Genomic DNA, 17,153 nt, shown 5'->3' on the forward strand with positions numbered 1-17,153 from the left:
TCTCGGTCGACTGGACTGGGGCTGCTTCGCAGCCCAGCGGGAGCAAGCTCCCTCGCCACAAGGGTGGTGGTAATCCTGGGAATGTTCAGCATGCATAACCCCTGCGCCCTCATCCCGGTTTACAACCACGAAACCGCCGTACCCGCCGTGGTGCGCAGCCTGTTGAACAGCGGCCTGCCGTGCCTGCTGGTCGACGACGGCAGCAGCCCGGCGTGCGCGGCGGTATTGGCGCAACTGGCAACGCTCGATCACGTCACCTTGCTGACCCTGCCAAACAACCAAGGCAAAGGCGGCGCCGTGATGGCCGGTTTTCGCGAAGCCGCGCGCCTGGGCTATACACACGCCCTGCAAGTGGACGCCGACGGCCAGCACGACCTGCGTGAAGTCGACAGTTTTCTCGACGCCTCGCGCACGCACCCAAACGCGGTGATCTGCGGCTACCCCGAATACGACGACAGCGTGCCCAAGGGCCGCTTGTACGCGCGCTACCTGACCCACGTGTGGGTGTGGATCAACACCCTGTCGCTGCAGATTCGCGACTCGATGTGCGGTTTTCGCGTATACCCGTTGGCGCCCACCCTGGCGTTGATGGACTCGGCTTATATCGGCACGCGCATGGATTTTGACTCCGACATTCTGGTGCGCCTGGCCTGGCGCAACCAGCCGATGCGCTGGCTGCCGACCCAGGTGCATTACCCCACCGACGGCGTGTCGCACTTCCGCCTGTTCCGCGACAACGTGCGCATCAGTGCCATGCACACCCGGCTGTTCTTCGGCATGCTGGTGCGCGCACCGATGATCGTGTGGCGACGGTGGCAGGCATGAGCGACAGCACCAAACACTGGGCCGACCGCGAAGAGCGCGGCAGCTTCTGGCTGATGAAACTCACCGCGTTCGCCGCCAAGGTGCTGGGCCGCCGCCTGTTGAGCCCGGTGCTGTACGGCATTGTGTTGTACTTTTTCCTGTTCGGGCGCACGGCGCGCCAAAGCGCCTGGGAATACCAGCAGCGCCTGGCCGACTGGAGCGGGCGCGACGCACTGCGCCCCAGCCATAAAAGCGTGTTCGCGCAATTCATGGCCTTCGCCGACTCCCTGCTCGACAAGCTCGACGTGTGGAACGGCAAGCTGCGCATCGAGCAGATCGAAATCAACGACCCGGCGCAATTGCGCGGGCAGTTGCGTGGCGAGCGCGGCCAGATGCTGGTGGGCGCGCACTTGGGCAACCTTGAAGTGTGCCGTGCACTCGCAGAGATTGGCGAGCAAGTCACCATGAACGTGCTGGTGCACACCAAGCACGCCGAACAATTCAACCGCCTGCTGGGCGAAGCCGGGGCCACGCATTTGCGCCTGATTCAGGTCAGCGAGCTGGACCCGGCGACCATGCTGCTGCTCAGCCAGCGCCTGGACGAGGGCGAGTGGCTGGCGATTGCCGGTGACCGCGTGCCCCTGCACGGCGGGCGCAAGGTGCGCGTGGATTTTCTCGGGCATGCCGCCGCCTTCCCCCAAGGCCCTTGGCTGCTGGCCGGTTTGCTCAAATGCCCGGTCAACCTGCTGATGTGCCTCAAGCACAATGGCCGCTATCGCCTGACCATCGAGCCGTTCGCCGCCTTGATTGAATGGAAGCGCAGCACCCGCGAGCACGTCATCGCCCAGTGGACCGCCCGCTACGCCGCACGCCTGGGCGATTTTTGCCTGGAGGCGCCCCAACAATGGTTCAACTTTTACCCTTTCTGGAAGACCGATGACCCCGCATCTTGAACCGGTAATTTTTGGCGAACGCCACCTGCCTATCGAAGACGTGCTGGCCCTGGCCAACCGCCAGGCGCCCACGCGCTTGCAGGATGACGCTGCCTATCGCCAGCGCATCGCCAAGGGCGCGCAGTTCCTCGACTCGCTGCTGGACAAGGAAGGCGTGATCTACGGCGTGACCACCGGCTACGGCGACTCCTGCGTGGTGGCGGTGCCGTTGCAGCACGTCGAGGCGTTGCCGCGTCACCTCTACACCTTCCACGGTTGCGGCCTGGGCAAGTTGCTCGACGCCCAAGCCACCCGCGCTGTGCTCGCCGCACGCTTGCAGTCGCTGTGCCATGGTGTGTCCGGTGTGCGCGTGGAGCTGCTTGAGCGCCTGCATGCATTCCTGGAACACGACGTGCTGCCGCTGATCCCGGAAGAAGGTTCGGTGGGCGCCAGCGGTGATCTGACGCCGCTGTCCTATGTGGCTGCGACCCTGTCCGGTGAGCGCGAAGTGCTGTTCCGTGGCGAACGCCGCCAGGCTGTCGACGTGCACCGTGAACTCGGCTGGGAACCGCTGGTGCTGCGCCCCAAGGAAGCCCTGGCCTTGATGAATGGCACCGCCGTGATGACCGGCCTTGCCTGCCTGGCCTTCGCCCGCGCCGACTACCTCCTGCAGCTGGCCACGCGCATCACCGCGTTGAACGTGGTGGCGCTGCAAGGCAACCCGGAACACTTCGACGAGCGCCTGTTCGCCGCCAAGCCGCACCCTGGGCAGATGCAAGTGGCCGCGTGGCTGCGCAAGGACCTGGCGATCGATGCGCCGACTGCGCCGCTGCACCGCTTGCAGGATCGCTACTCGCTGCGCTGCGCGCCCCACGTGCTGGGCGTGTTGGCCGACAGCCTGAACTGGCTGCGTTCATTTATCGAAATCGAGCTGAACAGCGCCAACGACAACCCGATCATCGACGCCGAAGCAGAACGCGTGTTGCACGGCGGGCACTTCTACGGCGGGCATATCGCTTTTGCCATGGACAGCCTCAAGACCCTGGTGGCCAACGTCGCCGACCTGCTCGACCGCCAGCTCGCGCTGCTGGTAGACGTGCGTTACAACCATGGCCTGCCGAGCAACCTGTCCGGCGCGCCGGCTGACCGCGCCATGATCAACCACGGCTTCAAAGCGGTGCAGATCGGCACCAGCGCCTGGACCGCCGAAGCGCTGAAAAACACCATGCCGGCCAGCGTGTTCTCGCGCTCCACCGAATGCCACAACCAGGACAAGGTGAGCATGGGCACCATCGCCGCCCGCGACGCAATCCGCGTGCTGGAGCTGACCGAACAGGTCGCCGCCGCCACGCTGCTCGCCGCCAACCAGGGCGTGTGGCTGCGCGCCCAGGCTGAAGACGCGCGCCCGCTGCCACCAGCCCTGGCGGCCATGCATATCGAGCTGGCCAAAGACTTCCCGCCGGTGATCGAAGACCGCGCCCTGGAAGGCGAACTGCGCCTGTGCCTCAAACGTATCGCCGAGCAACACTGGAGGCTGCATGCGTAGCCAGGGCGTTTTGCATTGCGACACTGAAATACGCGTGCCGTTTTTTGATGTCGACACCATGAATGTGGTGTGGCACGGGCATTACGTGAAGTACCTGGAAGTGGCGCGCTGCGCGTTGCTGGACAAGCTCGGCCACAACTACACGGCGATGCTCGAATCCGGCTACGCCTGGCCGGTGATCGACATGCAGCTGCGCTATGTGCGCGGCGCGGTGTTCGGCCAGACCATCAACGTGCGCGCCAGTTTGGTGGAATGGGAGAACCGTTTGAAGGTGAACTACCTGATCACCGACCTCGCCAGCGGCGAGCGGCTGACCCGCGCCAGCACCGTGCAAGTGGCGGTAGAAATCGCCAGCCGCGAAATGCAGCTGGCTTCCCCAAAAGTATTCACCGACACCGTAGAGAGAGCCTTGAAATGAGATCCACTGTGGGAGCGGCGGTGCGACGATTCGACTTGCTCGCGATGGTCGTCAACGATAACGCGCTTCGCCTGACACTGCGCGGCGCCCTCAGGTTCATCGCGGGCAAGCCCGCTCCCACAGGGATTGTGCTCACCCTGTTGTTGTGTATTCCAGGTCTCGCTCACGCCTTCGACTTGCAACAGCTAAGCGACCAACTGGCCAAACCCTCGGTAATCCACGGCACCTTCACCCAGGAAAAACACCTGCGCGCCCTGCCCCAGCCCTTGGTCAGCAAAGGCACGTTCGTACTCGCCAAAGACCACGGCCTGCTGTGGCTGCTGAAAACCCCGCTGCAACAGGACTACCGCATCAGCGCCCAAGGCATTGCCCGGCGTGATGCCAATGACTGGCAATTGCTGCCGAACAAGAGCGCCGGTGCCGAGCAGAATCGCCTGTTCCTCGCCGTACTCCAGGGCGACAGCAGTGGCTTGCAGCGTGATTTCGAACTGCAACTGCAAGGCGAAGCCCAACAGTGGAAGCTGACGCTGGTCCCACGCTCGCTGCTGCTCAAGCAGGTGTTCACCCGGATCAATATCGACGGCGGCGAGCTGGTGCAAACAATCGAACTGCTCGAAACCCAGGGCGACAGCACCGTGCTGCGCATGCAGGACAGCACTGCCGGCCAACCATTGAGCGAATCGGAGCAACACGACTTTGCCCAGTGAGCGCTGGCTGCCACGGCTGTTCCTGATTCTGCTGGTGGCGGTATTGGCCCTGGCCGGCTGGCAATGGCGCCAGGGTGCGCCGTTGTCGGCCAACCTGATGGAACTGGTGCCGGGCAGCACGCCGGACGCGCTGGAACTCAAGGCCGAACAGCGTATGCAGGAACCGCTGAACCGCGAAATGCTGGTACTGGTAGGGCATGCCGACCGGCAAAAAGCCGTAGCGCTAGCGCAGCAGATGGGCGAACGCTGGCAGGCCAGCGGGCTGTTTGAAAAAGTGCAGTGGAACCTGCAAGCCGACTTGCCCGCCCTGCGTGAACAACTGCTGCGCGGGCGGCTGGCCATGCTCTCGGCCAAGGACCGCGAGCAGCTGATCGAACAGCCCGACGCGTTCATCCAGCAGCGCGTGCAAGCGCTGTTCGACCCGTTCACCGGGTTCAGCCTGGTGCCGAGCCAGGACGACTGGCTGGGCCTCACCGGGCGCATCCAGAACAGCCAGCCGCAGCACGGTTCGGTGCAGCTCGATATCGGCAGCGGCGCATTGATTGCCGATGCCGACGGCAAAAGCTGGGTGCTGCTGCGAGCGCGCACCACCGGCAATGCCTTTGACATGAAACTGCCGCTGCAAGTGGCGGATCTGCTCCAGGCCAGCCGCGAACAGGCCAGCGAGCAAGGCGCGCAATTGCTCGCTGCCAGCGGCCTGCTTTACGCCGCCAACGGGCAGCAACAGGCCACGCGGGAAATCACCTGGGTGGGCGGCGGCGCCACGCTGGGCATCCTGTTGTTGCTGTTGCTGGCGTTCCGGCGCTGGCGCGTGTTGCTGGCGTTTGTGCCGGTGCTGGTGGGCATGCTGTTCGGCGCGGTGGCCTGTGTGGCGCTGTTCGGCCATATGCATGTGATGACCCTGGTGCTGGGCTCCAGCCTGATCGGCGTGGCGGTGGATTACCCGCTGCATTACCTGTCCAAAAGCTGGAGCCTGCAACCCTGGCGCAGCTGGCCGGCCTTGCGCCTGACCTTGCCGGGGCTGAGCCTGAGCCTGGCGACCAGTTGCATTGGCTACCTGGCGCTGGCCTGGACGCCGTTCCCGGCGTTGACGCAAATCGCCGTGTTCTCCGCCGCCGGCCTGGTCGGTGCTTACCTGTCGGCCGTGTGCCTGCTGCCCGCGCTGCTCAAGGGCGTGGAGCTACGCCCGGCGCAATGGCCGCTGCGGATTGCCGAATGCCTGTGGCTATTGCGCGCCGCGTTGCTCAAGCGCGTGCCAAGCCCGGTGTTGCTGGCGCTGCTGCTGCTGTTTTGCGCAGGCGGCCTGTGGCACTTGAACAGTAAAAACGATATCCGCCAGTGGATCGGCGCCCCACCGCAATTGCTGCAAGAAGCGCAGGCCGTGGCGCGTATCACCGGGTTCCAGCCCACCAGCCAGTTTTTCCTGGTGCGCGCCGACAACCAGCAGCAGTTGCTGGAACGCCAGGCCGCCCTGGGCGAACGCCTGGATCAGTTGGTGAACATGGGCAAGCTGCAAGGCTACCTGGCGCTCAACCAACTGGTGAGCCTGCCGGTTGAGCAGCAACACCTTCGGGAGGCGCTGAACACCCTCGCACAGCACTGGCAGCCGCTGCTGGACCTGGGCGTACCGGCCAGCGCGCTGCAAGCCGAAGTCACGCAACTGCAAGCGCTGCCCACCGAAGACATCGATGCCGCACTGATCGGCCCAATGGCTGAGCCTTGGCGTACATTGTGGCTGGGGCCAGTGGACGGCGGCGTGGCGGCGATGGTCAGCCTGCAAGGCCTGAACAACCCGGCGCTGTTGCGCGTGCAGGCGCTGGATTTACCCGGTGTGCAGCTGGTCGACCGGCTGGGTGATTTGAACCGGGTGTTTGCCGACACGCAGATCAGCGCGGCGCAATTGAAGTTGATGTCGTGTGGGCTGATCGTGCTGTTATTGATTATGCCGTTCGGTGTTGGCGGCGCCTTGCGCATCGTCGCCCTGCCACTGCTCGCGGCGCTGTGCAGCCTCGCCAGCCTCGGTTGGCTGGGCCAGCCGCTGACCTTGTTCAGCCTGTTCGGCCTGCTGTTGGTCACCGCCATCAGCGTCGACTATGCGATCTTGATGCGCGAGCAGATCGGCGGCGCGGCCGTGAGTCTTTTAGGTACGCTGCTGGCGGCGCTGACGACCTGGTTGTCGTTTGGTCTGCTGGCGGTGTCGAGTACACCCGCCGTGAGTAATTTCGGCCTGTCGGTCAGCCTTGGCCTGGCGTTCAGCTTTATGCTGGCGCCTTGGGCCGGGCATCAGAAGCACGCCTTATGAATGTGTTAATCGCCAAAGTGGCAAGGAGCCCTCGTGCCCACAGTTGAAATGGAACGTCGCCAGGTGGTGGTGATCGGTGCCGGGCCATCCGGCGCCATCGCCGCCGCGCTGTTAAAGCGCAACGGGCATGATGTATTGATGATCGAGCGCGAGCATTTCCCACGCTTCTCGATTGGCGAAAGCCTGCTGTCGCACTGCATCGACTTTATCGAAGAGGCCGGCATGCTCGACGCCGTACAGGCAGCGGGTTTCCAGGTAAAAACCGGTGCGGCGTTCGCCTGGGGCGAGCGCTACAGTGCGTTTGATTTCGGTGACACCTTCAGCAACGGCAAGCCGACCACCTTCCAGGTGCAACGCGGCGAGTTCGACAAGTTGCTGGCCGATCAGGCGGCCTTGCAGGGCGTAGAGATTCGCTACGGCGAAAGCATCGTCGGCGTGGATTTCGCCGGTGAAAGCCGCTACCTGCATGTGCGCCGCGAGAACGGCAGCGAGTATCACCTCAAGGCCAAATTCGTGCTCGACGCCAGTGGCTACGGCCGTGTGTTGTCGCGCCTGCTGGACCTGGAAGCGCCGTCGAATTTCCCGGTGCGCCAGGCGGTGTTTACCCACGTTGAAGATCACATCACACACCCAGGTTTTGATCGCAGCAAAATCCTTGTCACCACTCACCCGACCCAGCGCGATATCTGGTTCTGGACCATCCCGTTCAGCAATGGCCGCTGCTCGGTGGGCGTGGTTGCAGCCAAGGAGCATTTCGACGGCCGCGACAGCGACCTCGACGCCTGCCTGCGCGGTTTCATCGCTGAGACGCCGAGCCTCGCCGGCGTGCTGCAAAACGCCGTGTGGGATACGCCCGCACGCACCCTCGGCGGCTATTCGGCCAACGTCAAAACCCTGCATGGCCCAGGCTTTGCGCTGCTGGGCAATGCGGCGGAGTTTCTCGACCCGGTGTTCTCGTCCGGCGTGACCATCGCCATGCGTTCGGCGAGCATGGCCGCAGGTGTGCTCAGCCGCCAACTCAAGGGCGAAACCGTCGACTGGCAAACCGAGTTCGCCGAGCCGCTCAAACGCGGGGTCGACACCTTCCGTTGCTATGTCGAAGGCTGGTATGCAGGCACCTTCCAGGACGTGATTTTTCACCCAGGCAGCTCGCCGGAGATTCGCCGGATGATCAGTTCGATCCTCGCCGGTTACGCCTGGGATGAGCGCAACCCGTTTGTCAGCGAGCCCAAGCGGCGGCTGCGGATGCTGTCGGAAATTTGCGCGGGGGAGCCGGTATGAGTAGCCAATACCTGAGTAAAAACTACGTCGAAGAAACCAGGTTCGGCTTCTGGTTCCTGCGCAGCCACACCTGGCAGCACCACGTGTTGCGCGTGGCGATCAATGACCTGCGCAGCTTGTTCACCGACCCGCTGCCCGTGGCGCCGGTGTTGCTGGATGCCGGTTGCGGCCAGGGCAAGTCGTTCCAGTATTTGCAGCAGGTGTTCGCACCACAGCGCCTGATCGGCCTGGATGCCGACCCGCACAGCCTGGAGCTGAGCCAGGCAGAAGCCAAGCGCCAAGGCTTGGCCATCGAGCTGATCGGCAGCGACTGCGCCACGCTGCAGGTGCCGGACGCAAGCGTCGACATCCTGTTCTGCCACCAGACCTTTCACCACCTGGTGGAACAGCATCGCGCCTTGAAAGAGTTCTATCGCGTACTCAAGCCGGGCGGCTATCTGCTTTTTGCCGAATCCACCGAAGCCTATATCGACACGTGGGTGATTCGCTGGCTGTTCCGCCACCCGATGCATGTGCAGAAGAGCGCTGAAGAATACCTGGAGATGCTGCGCGAGCAGGGTTTTGAGTTCGGCCCGCAGAACGTTTCGTACCCGTATTTGTGGTGGAGCCGCTCCAGCGATTTCGGCCTGCTGGAACGCTGGGGCCTGCGCAGCCCACCACCGGTTGGCCAGCGCGAAGAAACCCTGGTCAACTGCGTGGCGCGTAAACCTTTAGCGAGCGCCGAAACATGATTCGTATGCTGTTGATGGGTTGCCTGTTGCTGCTGAGCGCCTGCGTCAGCCAGCCGCCGCTGCCCGAAAAAACCCCGGCCCTGGCCTTGCCCATGCAATTGCACGTGCAGCGCCGCGCCGACGGCCAAACCCAGGATTGGCTGCTGGTGATCCAGCGCGAAGGCGCGGCCATTCGTTGGTCGATGATGGACCCGTTGGGCATTCCCCAGGCCCGGCAAAAGCTGATCAATGGCCAGTGGCAGGCCGACGGTTTGCTGCCGCCCAATCCCCAGGCGCGTGAGCTGTTTGCGGCGCTGTTGTTTGCGCTGACCTCGGCCGATGACGTGCCCACGCTGTACCCGCGAGCCCAAGCAATGGACCTGACGCGCACGCTGCCAGGGCATTGGCAAATCGTCTATCAGTCCTCCGAGGTGTTCAGCGTGAACATGGCGGGCCAACCGTTGAGCTATCGCATCACCCCACTGGGGGCGGCGCGATGACGGCTTACCTGAATGCCCTGGGCGTGATCTGCGCCCTGGGTCGCGACCAGGCGGAAGTCAGCCGCAACCTGTTTGCCGGCGATTGCTCCGGCATGCGCGCCGAAAGCGGTTGGGTGCCAGAGCGCGTGCTGCCGGTGGGCGGTGTACGCAGTGAGCTGGTGGCAATCCCGGCTGAGCTACGCCCGCAGAGCAGCCGCAATAACCAATTGCTGCTGGAAGCGGCCGTGCAGATAGAAAACGAACTGCGCCAGGCGATCCACACCTACGGCGCTTCGCGGGTCGGCATTGTGCTGGGCACCAGCACCTCGGGCATCGATGAAGCCAGTCGCGGCATCGCGCATTACCTGCGTGGGCAGCAGTTCCCCGGCGACTATGACTACCAGCAACAGGAACTCAGCGCACCGGCGAATTTTCTCGCCGACTGGTTGCAGGTCAGCGGCCCGGCCTATGTGATTTCTACTGCTTGCACTTCCAGCGCCCGTGCGTTGATGAGCGCCCAGCGCCTGCTCGACCTGGGTGTGTGTGATGCAGTGATCTGCGGTGGCGTCGACAGCCTGTGCAAGCTGACGCTGAACGGCTTTACCGCGCTGGAAGCGGTCTCCAGCGAGCGTTGCAATCCGTTTTCGATGAACCGCAACGGCATCAATATCGGCGAAGCGGCGGTGCTGTTTCTCATGACCAGAACACCTGCGCCGATTGCCTTGCTCGGCAGCGGCGCCAGTTGCGATGCGCACCATATCTCCGCGCCAGAGCCCAGCGGCAAAGGTGCGTTGCAATCGATGCGCAAGGCCTTGGCCAGTGCCAAACTTGAACCGGAACACATCGGCTACCTGAACCTGCACGGCACCGCGACCCAACACAACGACGCCATGGAAAGCCTGGCCGTCGCCAGCCTGTTTCCTCAAGGCGTAGCCTGTTCGTCGACCAAGCCCATGAGCGGCCACACCCTCGGCGCCGCAGGCGCGCTGGAAGCGGCGTTCTGCTGGTTGAGCCTGGTGCATGACCGTGTACCGCCGCATGTGTGGGACGGCCAAGCCGACCCGGCGCTGCCCGCGTTGCAGTGGGCACAGACCGGCGACACTTTGAAAAAACGCTGCCTGATGAGCAACTCGTTTGCCTTCGGTGGCAATAACGTCAGCCTGATAATCGCGGAGGCCCCATGATCGATTGGCCACTCGCCGAGCTGCTGCCCCACGCGGGCGACATGATCCTGATCGACCAGGTGCTGTCGTTCGATGAAGAGCAGGTTCACACCCGCGCTACCGTCAAGCCCGGCGGCCTGTTCAACCGGCCGGACGGCAGCCTGCCGGCCTGGGTCGGCATTGAGCTGATGGCGCAGAGCGTCGCCGCCTATGCCGGTTGCCGCGCGCGCCAAAATGGCGAGGCAGTGGAACTGGGTTTCCTGCTCGGCACGCGCAAGTTTGAATGCAACGTGGAGCATTTCCCGGCCGGTGCCGAGCTGCGCATCCACGGCCTGCGCTCGCTGGAAGACGACAACGGCATGGGTGTGTTCGAATGCCACTTGACCTGCGACGGTATCCAGGCCAGCGCACGCTTGAACGTATTTCGACCGCCCCAGGCGGCCAACTATTTAGAAGAACCGAAGGACGCAACGCCATGACTGAATCCGTACTGGTCACCGGCTCCAGCCGTGGCATCGGCCGCGCCATCGCCCTGCGCCTGGCCCAGGCCGGGCATGACATCGTGCTGCATTGCCGCAGTGGCCGCGCTGAAGCGGACGCGGTAAAAGTCGCGGTCGAGGCATTGGGCCGCAAGGCGCGGGTGCTGCAATTTGATGTGGCGGATCGCGCCAGCTGCAAGGAAATCCTAGAGGCCGACGTGGAGCACTATGGCGCCTATTACGGCGTGGTGCTCAACGCCGGCCTGACCCGCGACGGCGCTTTCCCAGCCCTCTCGGAAGACGATTGGGATGTGGTGATGCGCACCAACCTGGATGGTTTCTACAACGTGCTGCACCCGGTGATGATGCCGATGATTCGTCGTCGCGCGGCCGGGCGCATTGTGTGCATCACCTCGGTTTCCGGTTTGATCGGCAACCGTGGCCAGGTCAACTACAGTGCCTCCAAAGCCGGCTTGATCGGCGCGGCCAAGGCGCTGGCGATTGAACTGGGCAAGCGCAAGATCACCGTCAACTGCGTGGCACCTGGGTTGATCGACACGGCGATGCTGGATGAAAACGTGCCGGTCGAAGAACTGATGAAGATGATCCCGGCGCAACGCATGGGCACCCCGGAAGAAGTCGCCGGTGCAGTGAACTTCCTGATGTCGGCCGAGGCCGGCTATATCACGCGCCAAGTGCTGGCCGTGAATGGGGGCTTGTGCTGATGAAGCGCGTCGTCGTCACCGGCATGGCCGGCATGACCTCCCTGGGCAGCGATTGGGATACCATCGCCGCCAACTTTCGCGCCAACCGCAGCGGCATCCGGCGCATGGATGAGTGGGACCGCTTTACCGAATTGAACACGCGCCTGGCCGGACCGATCGATGATTTTGTCGTGCCTGCGCACTGGACGCGCAAGCAACTGCGCAGCATGGGCCGCGTCTCACGCCTGGCGGTGTGGGCGGCGGAACAGGCGTTGCAGGATGCCGGTTTGCTCGGCGATGAATCGATCAAGGACGGGCGCATGGGCGTGGCCTGTGGCTCATCCACCGGCAGCACAGATGAGATCAAGGCGTTCGGCAATATGCTGCTGAACTCGGTGGCCGAGGGGCTGAATGCCAACTCCTATGTGCGCATGATGCCGCACACCACGGCGGCAAATATCAGCATCTTCTTTGGCCTCACCGGGCGGCTGATCCCCACCTCCAGCGCCTGCACCAGCGGCAGCCAGGGCATTGGCTACGCCTACGAGGCGATCAAGTTCGGCCGCTTGCCGTTGATGCTTGCCGGCGGCGCCGAAGAGCTGTGCCCCACCGAAGCCATGGTGTTCGACGCGCTGTACGCCACCAGCCTCAAAAACGATGCGCCACAAACCAGCCCACGCCCTTACGACAGCGGCCGCGACGGCCTGGTGATCGGCGAAGGCGGCGGCATGCTGGTGCTCGAAGAACTGGAACACGCCCTGGCGCGCGGTGCGCATATCCACGCCGAGCTGGTGGGTTTCGGCAGCAACGCCGACGGCCAGCACACCACACGCCCGGAGCAGAAAACCATGCGCCGCGCCATGGAGCTGGCACTGGAAGATGCCGGGCTCGAGCCATCCGCGATCGGCTACGTCAACGGCCACGGCACCGCCACCGATCAGGGCGACATCGCCGAGACGCTGGCCACCAGCAGCTTGTTCGGCAGCCGCATGCCGATCAGTTCGCAGAAGAGCTTTCTGGGCCACACCTTGGGCGCGTGCGGCGCGCTGGAGTCGTGGTTCAGCATCGAAATGATGAACCGCGACCAGTATGTGCACACCTTCAACCTGGATGCCGTCGACCCGCAATGCGGCGAACTGGACTACCTGCAAGGTGGGTTTCGCCAGATGCACAACGACTATGTGATGAACAACAACTTTGCCTTTGGCGGCGTCAACACTTCGCTGATCTTTCGCCGCTGGTCCTGATTTTTTAATTGATTGGAGAAAACGGAATGTCTTCCTTGCTACGCGCCACCCTGATCACTCTGGCCCTGCTGACCACCGCCGGTTGCACCAGCAAACCCGTGCTCAACACCCAGCACGATTTGCCGGCCACGGCCCAGCTCAGCGAAGAGAAAATCAAACAGGTGATCGTCGCGGCCCTGCAAAAACGCGAGTGGACCGTGCAACGCCTGAGCCCGCAACTGGTGCAGGCCGAAATCACCGTGCGTAACCAATTCCACGCCGAAATCGATATCCGCTACACCCGCACCAGCTACGCCATCACCTACCGCGACAGCCGCGACCTGGGCTACAAGGACGGCAAGATTCATCGCAACTACAACCGCTGGGTGAGCATGCTGGACCGCGACATCATGGCGGGCTTGCAGAGTGCGGGAATCAATGGCGTGGAGGCGTTGAAGCAGAACTGAGGCTTTGCGTTCTGCAGAAACGACAAAGGGCGCCTTTCGGCGCCCTTTTCACAAACAGGCCGGCTTGTCATCGCCACTTCCTGTCCGGCTCTGCGATGGCTGGTTACCCAGGATCCTCAGAGTCTCACAAGCCCCTTTCGGGAACCTGGCCAGTATGCCTGAAAACCGGTCACCTGCAATCGGTGGCAAAGCGCCGCCGTCCTCACGACTAGCACAGTACATGTGGCGAGCGGGCTTGCCCCGCGTTGGGTTGCGCAGCAGCCCCAATAAAATCACCGCGTTATTTCATGCAGATCACGGTGTCAGGTTTTGGGGCTGCTTCGCAACCCAACGCGGGACAAGCCCGCTCGCCACAACAAGCCCGCTCGCCACTAGCAACTCCACAAAGGCCTTGGCCATTGGCGTTTGCGCACCCTTGCGTTGCACCAGCCACACCGCCGTCACGGCCTCCCGATCGAGCAAGGTGCGATAGAACACCCCATCAATGCGGATGCGCTGGTAAGACGCCGGCAGCACCGATACCCCCAACCCCGCCGCCACCAGGCCGATGATGGTCATCGCCTCCCCGGCTTCCTGGGCGAAGTGCGGGCTGAAGCCGGCATCGCGGGCCAGGTTGAGCAGCTGAGCGTAGAGGCCGCTGCCGTAGGTGCGCGGGAAAAATACAAATGGCTCCTCGGCCAGTTGCGCCAGGTGCAGGCCGCGCTCGCTGCCTTCCACCAACGGATGGCCAGCGTTCAATACCGCAACCAACGGCTCGCGCATCAACTCGATCACGCTTAGAGAATCCGGCAACGGCAGCGGGCGCATCAGGCCTACCTGAATCGACTCATCCACCAGCGACTCGGCCACCTCGGTGCTGCTCATTTCCTGCAAATTCAGGTGCACCGCCGGGAAGGCTTTACGAAACGCAAAGATCGCCTGTGGAATGCTGGCGTTGAATGGCGCCGACGAGGTGAAGCCGATCTTCAGTTCGCCTAACTCCCCCAGTTGCGCGCGGCGCGCCACGTCGGCGGCTTTATCCACTTGCGCCAGCACCAAACGCGCCTCGTGCAGGAATAACCGGCCCGCTTCGCTCAACTCCACACGACGGTTGGTACGCTCAAACAAGCGTGCGCCCACTTCGTGTTCCAGCGCCTGGATCTGCTGGCTCAACGGCGGCTGCGAGATGCCCAGCACCTGTGCGGCGCGGCCAAAATGCAGCTCTTCGGCGACGGCAATGAAGTACCGCAAGTGACGCAATTCCATGCAAACCTCATTAGGTCGTAAAAGCTCTTAAACAGGTCGAACAATATATTGGAAAGAATCATTAGGCAGCTATATTCTTTTTCGTATTGCCAGTCCTGGCAGGCTTTTCCTCCCCGAGGTCCCCGTGAAATCTGCTGTCGCGCCATTCGCTCAAGAAGTCCCGCCTACCGCTTTGGATGAGGTGGTCGCTCAGCTCAATGACGAGTACATCGAAAAAGGCACGCCGATGTTCATGCGCACGGTGCTGGCGCTGTTCTCCGGCGGGTTTGCCACCTTTGCCCTGCTGTACTGCGTGCAGCCGATGATGCCGGCGCTGTCCCACGAGTTTTCCATCAATGCGGCGCAAAGCAGCCTGATCCTTTCTGTTGCTACGGCGATGCTGGCGCTGGGGCTGCTGATCACCGGGCCGATTTCCGACAGACTGGGGCGTAAACCGGTGATGGTTGCTGCGTTGTTCTGTGCCGCGCTGGCCACCATCGCCAGCGGCTTGATGCCGACCTGGGAAGGTATTCTGCTGATGCGTGCGCTGGTGGGCTTGTCGCTAAGCGGCCTGGCCGCCGTGGCGATGACGTACCTGAGTGAAGAGATCCACCCACAGCACATCGGCCTGGCCATGGGCCTGTACATCGGCGGCAACGCGATTGGCGGCATGAGCGGGCGCCTGATCATCGGCGTGTTGATCGACTTTGTCAGCTGGCACACCGCAATGCTGATCATCGGCGCGCTGGCGCTGATCGCGGCCACGGTGTTCTGGAAAATCCTCCCCGAATCGCGCAACTTCCGCGCCAGCAGCCTCAAGCCGCGCAACCTGGTGGACGGTTTTGTCATGCACTTCAAGGACGCCGGCCTGCCGTGGCTGTTTCTCGAAGCCTTCCTGTTGATGGGCGCGTTCGTGACGATGTTCAACTACATCGGCTATCGCCTGCTGGCCTCGCCTTATGAGCTGAGCCAGGCGGTGGTCGGCCTGTTGTCGCTGGTGTACCTGTCGGGCATCTACAGCTCGGCGAAAATCGGCTCCCTGGCCGACCGTCTCGGCCGCCGTCGCGTGCTGTGGGGCACGATTGTGCTGATGCTTGCGGGCATGGTGCTGACCTTGTTCACGCCGCTGTGGCTGGTGGTGCCGGGCATGCTGATCTTCACCTTCGGCTTCTTCGGCGCGCATTCGGTGGCCAGCAGCTGGATTGGGCGGCGGGCGGTGAAGGCCAAAGGGCAGGCGTCGTCGCTGTACCTGTTCTGCTACTACGCAGGGTCGAGTATCGCGGGGACGGCGGGCGGGTTCTTCTGGCACTTTGCCGGGTGGAACGGGATTGGCGGGTTTATCGTGGCGTTGCTGATGGGTGCGCTGCTGGTGGCGCTGAAGCTGGCGAAATTGCCGCCGCTGGGGCACGTGAAAGCCTGACGCAGTCCTGCTTTTAATGTGGGAGCTGGCTTGCCTGCGATAGCAATAGTGAATTCACCACCGCCATCGCAGGCAAGCCAGCTCCCACATTTGGTTTGCGTTTTATTCGTGGTATTGCGCCGACAGCTCATGCACCGCACGCAGGAACGCGCCCGCATGCTCCGGGTTCACTTCCGGCGTGATGCCATGGCCGAGGTTGAACACGTGGCCGCTGCCCTTGCCATAGCTGGCCAGGATGCGGCCGACTTCGGTGCGGATCGCTTCCGGTTTGGCGTAGAGCACGGTCGGGTCCATGTTGCCTTGCAGCGCGACCTGGTTGCCGACGCGACGGCGGGCTTCGCCGAGGTCGCAGGTCCAGTCCAGGCCCAGTGCATCGGCACCGGCATCAGCAATGCTTTCCAGCCACAGGCCGCCGCCTTTGGTGAACATGATCACCGGCACTTTGCGACCTTCGTGTTCGCGGATCAGGCCGCTGACGATTTTGCGCATGTAGGCCAGGGAGAACTCTTGGTACGCCGCCGACGACAGGTTGCCGCCCCAGGTGTCGAAGATCTGCACCGCTTGCGCGCCAGCCATGATCTGGCCGTTGAGGTAGCTGGTAACCGACTGCGCCAGCTTGTCCAGCAGCAGGTGCATGGCTTGCGGGTTGTCGTAGAGCATGGCCTTGGTTTTGCGGAAGTCTTTCGACGAGCCGCCTTCGACCATGTAGGTGGCCAGGGTCCACGGGCTGCCGGAGAAGCCGATCAGCGGCACGCGGCCGTTAAGCTCGCGGCGGATGGTGCTCACGGCATCCATCACGTAACCGAGGTCTTTGTGCGGATCCGGGATCGGCAGGGCTTCGATGTCGGCCAGGGTGCTGACGACTTTCTTGAAACGCGGGCCTTCGCCAGTTTCAAAATACAGGCCTTGGCCCATGGCGTCAGGGATGGTAAGGATATCGGAGAAGAGGATGGCCGCATCCAGTTGTGGGTAGCGGTCCAGCGGCTGCATCGTGACTTCGCAGGCGAACTCCGGGTTCATGCACAGGCTCATGAAGTCGCCGGCATTGGCGCGACTGGCGCGGTATTCCGGCAGGTAGCGACCGGCCTGACGCATCATCCACACGGGCGTGACGTCTACGGGTTGCTTGAGCAGGGCACGAAGGAAACGGTCGTTCTTGAGGGCAGTCATGTCGGCATCCGCAAAAAAAGTGCGGGCATTTTCTCAGAGCGCGACGCAAAAGGCACGGAGTGAGCCGTGCCTTTTGTCTATCGGGTCAATTTGTCGCGGTGTCTTGCGGTATGACAGACAC

The 17,153-nt window shown here is 63.1% G+C and carries 17 protein-coding genes; 15 read left to right on the forward strand and 2 right to left on the reverse strand.

Features of this window, described 5'->3' with window-relative positions:
• The first annotated feature begins 90 nt into the window (after window positions 1-90).
• The 14 genes from QF043_RS26540 to QF043_RS26605 are packed head-to-tail and all read left to right on the forward strand — an operon-like array spanning window position 91 to window position 13,218.
• Window positions 91-825, forward strand: a complete 735-nt coding sequence (locus QF043_RS26540; protein ID WP_307420768.1) for a glycosyltransferase family 2 protein — start codon at window positions 91-93, stop codon at window positions 823-825.
• On the forward strand, window positions 822-1,757 hold the full coding sequence (locus tag QF043_RS26545) for a glycosyl transferase (RefSeq protein ID WP_307420769.1): 936 nt from the start codon (window positions 822-824) through the stop codon (window positions 1,755-1,757). The genes QF043_RS26540 and QF043_RS26545 overlap by 4 nt, the downstream gene beginning before the upstream one ends.
• Window positions 1,741-3,282, forward strand: a complete 1,542-nt coding sequence (gene hutH / locus QF043_RS26550) for a histidine ammonia-lyase (protein ID WP_307420771.1) — start codon at window positions 1,741-1,743, stop codon at window positions 3,280-3,282. Before QF043_RS26545 ends, hutH begins: the two co-directional genes overlap by 17 nt.
• A complete protein-coding gene (locus QF043_RS26555; protein ID WP_307420772.1) occupies window positions 3,275-3,700 on the forward strand; it encodes a thioesterase family protein in 426 nt (141 codons plus the stop codon). Before hutH ends, QF043_RS26555 begins: the two co-directional genes overlap by 8 nt.
• 44 nt (window positions 3,701-3,744) lie before the next feature.
• Window positions 3,745-4,407, forward strand: a complete 663-nt coding sequence (locus QF043_RS26560) for an outer membrane lipoprotein carrier protein LolA (RefSeq protein WP_307421522.1) — start codon at window positions 3,745-3,747, stop codon at window positions 4,405-4,407.
• Entirely contained in the window at window positions 4,397-6,709 is a 2,313-nt protein-coding gene (locus QF043_RS26565) for an MMPL family transporter (protein WP_307420773.1), read from the forward strand. Before QF043_RS26560 ends, QF043_RS26565 begins: the two co-directional genes overlap by 11 nt.
• 33 nt (window positions 6,710-6,742) lie before the next feature.
• On the forward strand, window positions 6,743-7,990 hold the full coding sequence (locus tag QF043_RS26570; protein ID WP_307420774.1) for an NAD(P)/FAD-dependent oxidoreductase: 1,248 nt from the start codon (window positions 6,743-6,745) through the stop codon (window positions 7,988-7,990).
• Window positions 7,987-8,721, forward strand: a complete 735-nt coding sequence (locus tag QF043_RS26575; RefSeq protein WP_065930745.1) for a class I SAM-dependent methyltransferase — start codon at window positions 7,987-7,989, stop codon at window positions 8,719-8,721. Before QF043_RS26570 ends, QF043_RS26575 begins: the two co-directional genes overlap by 4 nt.
• Entirely contained in the window at window positions 8,718-9,200 is a 483-nt protein-coding gene (locus QF043_RS26580) for a hypothetical protein (RefSeq protein WP_099548057.1), read from the forward strand. The genes QF043_RS26575 and QF043_RS26580 overlap by 4 nt, the downstream gene beginning before the upstream one ends.
• On the forward strand, window positions 9,197-10,363 hold the full coding sequence (locus QF043_RS26585) for a beta-ketoacyl-[acyl-carrier-protein] synthase family protein (RefSeq protein ID WP_307420775.1): 1,167 nt from the start codon (window positions 9,197-9,199) through the stop codon (window positions 10,361-10,363). Before QF043_RS26580 ends, QF043_RS26585 begins: the two co-directional genes overlap by 4 nt.
• Entirely contained in the window at window positions 10,360-10,821 is a 462-nt protein-coding gene (locus tag QF043_RS26590; protein WP_307420776.1) for a hotdog family protein, read from the forward strand. Before QF043_RS26585 ends, QF043_RS26590 begins: the two co-directional genes overlap by 4 nt.
• A complete protein-coding gene (gene fabG, locus QF043_RS26595; protein WP_307420778.1) occupies window positions 10,818-11,546 on the forward strand; it encodes a 3-oxoacyl-ACP reductase FabG in 729 nt (242 codons plus the stop codon). The genes QF043_RS26590 and fabG overlap by 4 nt, the downstream gene beginning before the upstream one ends.
• Window positions 11,546-12,772: a beta-ketoacyl-ACP synthase gene (locus QF043_RS26600; RefSeq protein WP_307420779.1), complete on the forward strand. Its 1,227-nt coding sequence runs from the start codon at window positions 11,546-11,548 to the stop codon at window positions 12,770-12,772. Before fabG ends, QF043_RS26600 begins: the two co-directional genes overlap by 1 nt.
• A 26-nt stretch (window positions 12,773-12,798) precedes the next feature.
• The gene (locus QF043_RS26605) at window positions 12,799-13,218 is read left to right on the forward strand and encodes a hypothetical protein (RefSeq protein WP_065930749.1); all 420 of its coding nucleotides are present in this window, start codon (window positions 12,799-12,801) and stop codon (window positions 13,216-13,218) included.
• Window positions 13,219-13,512: 294 nt separating this feature from the next.
• On the opposite strand, the gene QF043_RS26610 is transcribed toward QF043_RS26605, so the two are convergent.
• Entirely contained in the window at window positions 13,513-14,463 is a 951-nt protein-coding gene (locus QF043_RS26610; protein ID WP_307420780.1) for a LysR family transcriptional regulator, read from the reverse strand.
• Window positions 14,464-14,635: 172 nt separating this feature from the next.
• Between QF043_RS26610 and QF043_RS26615 the strand changes: the two genes are divergently transcribed.
• Window positions 14,636-15,862, forward strand: a complete 1,227-nt coding sequence (locus QF043_RS26615) for an MFS transporter (protein ID WP_373460790.1) — start codon at window positions 14,636-14,638, stop codon at window positions 15,860-15,862.
• 102 nt (window positions 15,863-15,964) lie between these two features.
• Here the strand turns inward: QF043_RS26615 and hemE are convergent, their stop codons facing one another.
• A complete protein-coding gene (gene hemE, locus QF043_RS26620) occupies window positions 15,965-17,032 on the reverse strand; it encodes a uroporphyrinogen decarboxylase (RefSeq protein WP_034117349.1) in 1,068 nt (355 codons plus the stop codon).
• Window positions 17,033-17,153 lie beyond the last annotated feature (121 nt).

The organism is Pseudomonas sp. W3I7, assembly GCF_030816095.1.
GTDB classification, from domain to species: domain Bacteria; phylum Pseudomonadota; class Gammaproteobacteria; order Pseudomonadales; family Pseudomonadaceae; genus Aquipseudomonas; species Aquipseudomonas salomonii.

Coding starts and splice junctions, on each gene's coding strand:
- QF043_RS26540 (WP_307420768.1), top strand. CDS start 91: ATGCATAACCCCTGCGCCCTCATCCCGGTTTACAACCACGAAACCGCC.
- hutH (WP_307420771.1), top strand. CDS start 1,741: ATGACCCCGCATCTTGAACCGGTAATTTTTGGCGAACGCCACCTGCCT.
- fabG (WP_307420778.1), top strand. CDS start 10,818: ATGACTGAATCCGTACTGGTCACCGGCTCCAGCCGTGGCATCGGCCGC.
- QF043_RS26605 (WP_065930749.1), top strand. CDS start 12,799: ATGTCTTCCTTGCTACGCGCCACCCTGATCACTCTGGCCCTGCTGACC.
- QF043_RS26585 (WP_307420775.1), top strand. CDS start 9,197: ATGACGGCTTACCTGAATGCCCTGGGCGTGATCTGCGCCCTGGGTCGC.
- QF043_RS26580 (WP_099548057.1), top strand. CDS start 8,718: ATGATTCGTATGCTGTTGATGGGTTGCCTGTTGCTGCTGAGCGCCTGC.
- QF043_RS26590 (WP_307420776.1), top strand. CDS start 10,360: ATGATCGATTGGCCACTCGCCGAGCTGCTGCCCCACGCGGGCGACATG.
- QF043_RS26575 (WP_065930745.1), top strand. CDS start 7,987: ATGAGTAGCCAATACCTGAGTAAAAACTACGTCGAAGAAACCAGGTTC.
- hemE (WP_034117349.1), bottom strand. CDS start 17,032: ATGACTGCCCTCAAGAACGACCGTTTCCTTCGTGCCCTGCTCAAGCAA.
- QF043_RS26610 (WP_307420780.1), bottom strand. CDS start 14,463: ATGGAATTGCGTCACTTGCGGTACTTCATTGCCGTCGCCGAAGAGCTG.
- QF043_RS26555 (WP_307420772.1), top strand. CDS start 3,275: ATGCGTAGCCAGGGCGTTTTGCATTGCGACACTGAAATACGCGTGCCG.
- QF043_RS26545 (WP_307420769.1), top strand. CDS start 822: ATGAGCGACAGCACCAAACACTGGGCCGACCGCGAAGAGCGCGGCAGC.
- QF043_RS26600 (WP_307420779.1), top strand. CDS start 11,546: ATGAAGCGCGTCGTCGTCACCGGCATGGCCGGCATGACCTCCCTGGGC.
- QF043_RS26560 (WP_307421522.1), top strand. CDS start 3,745: ATGGTCGTCAACGATAACGCGCTTCGCCTGACACTGCGCGGCGCCCTC.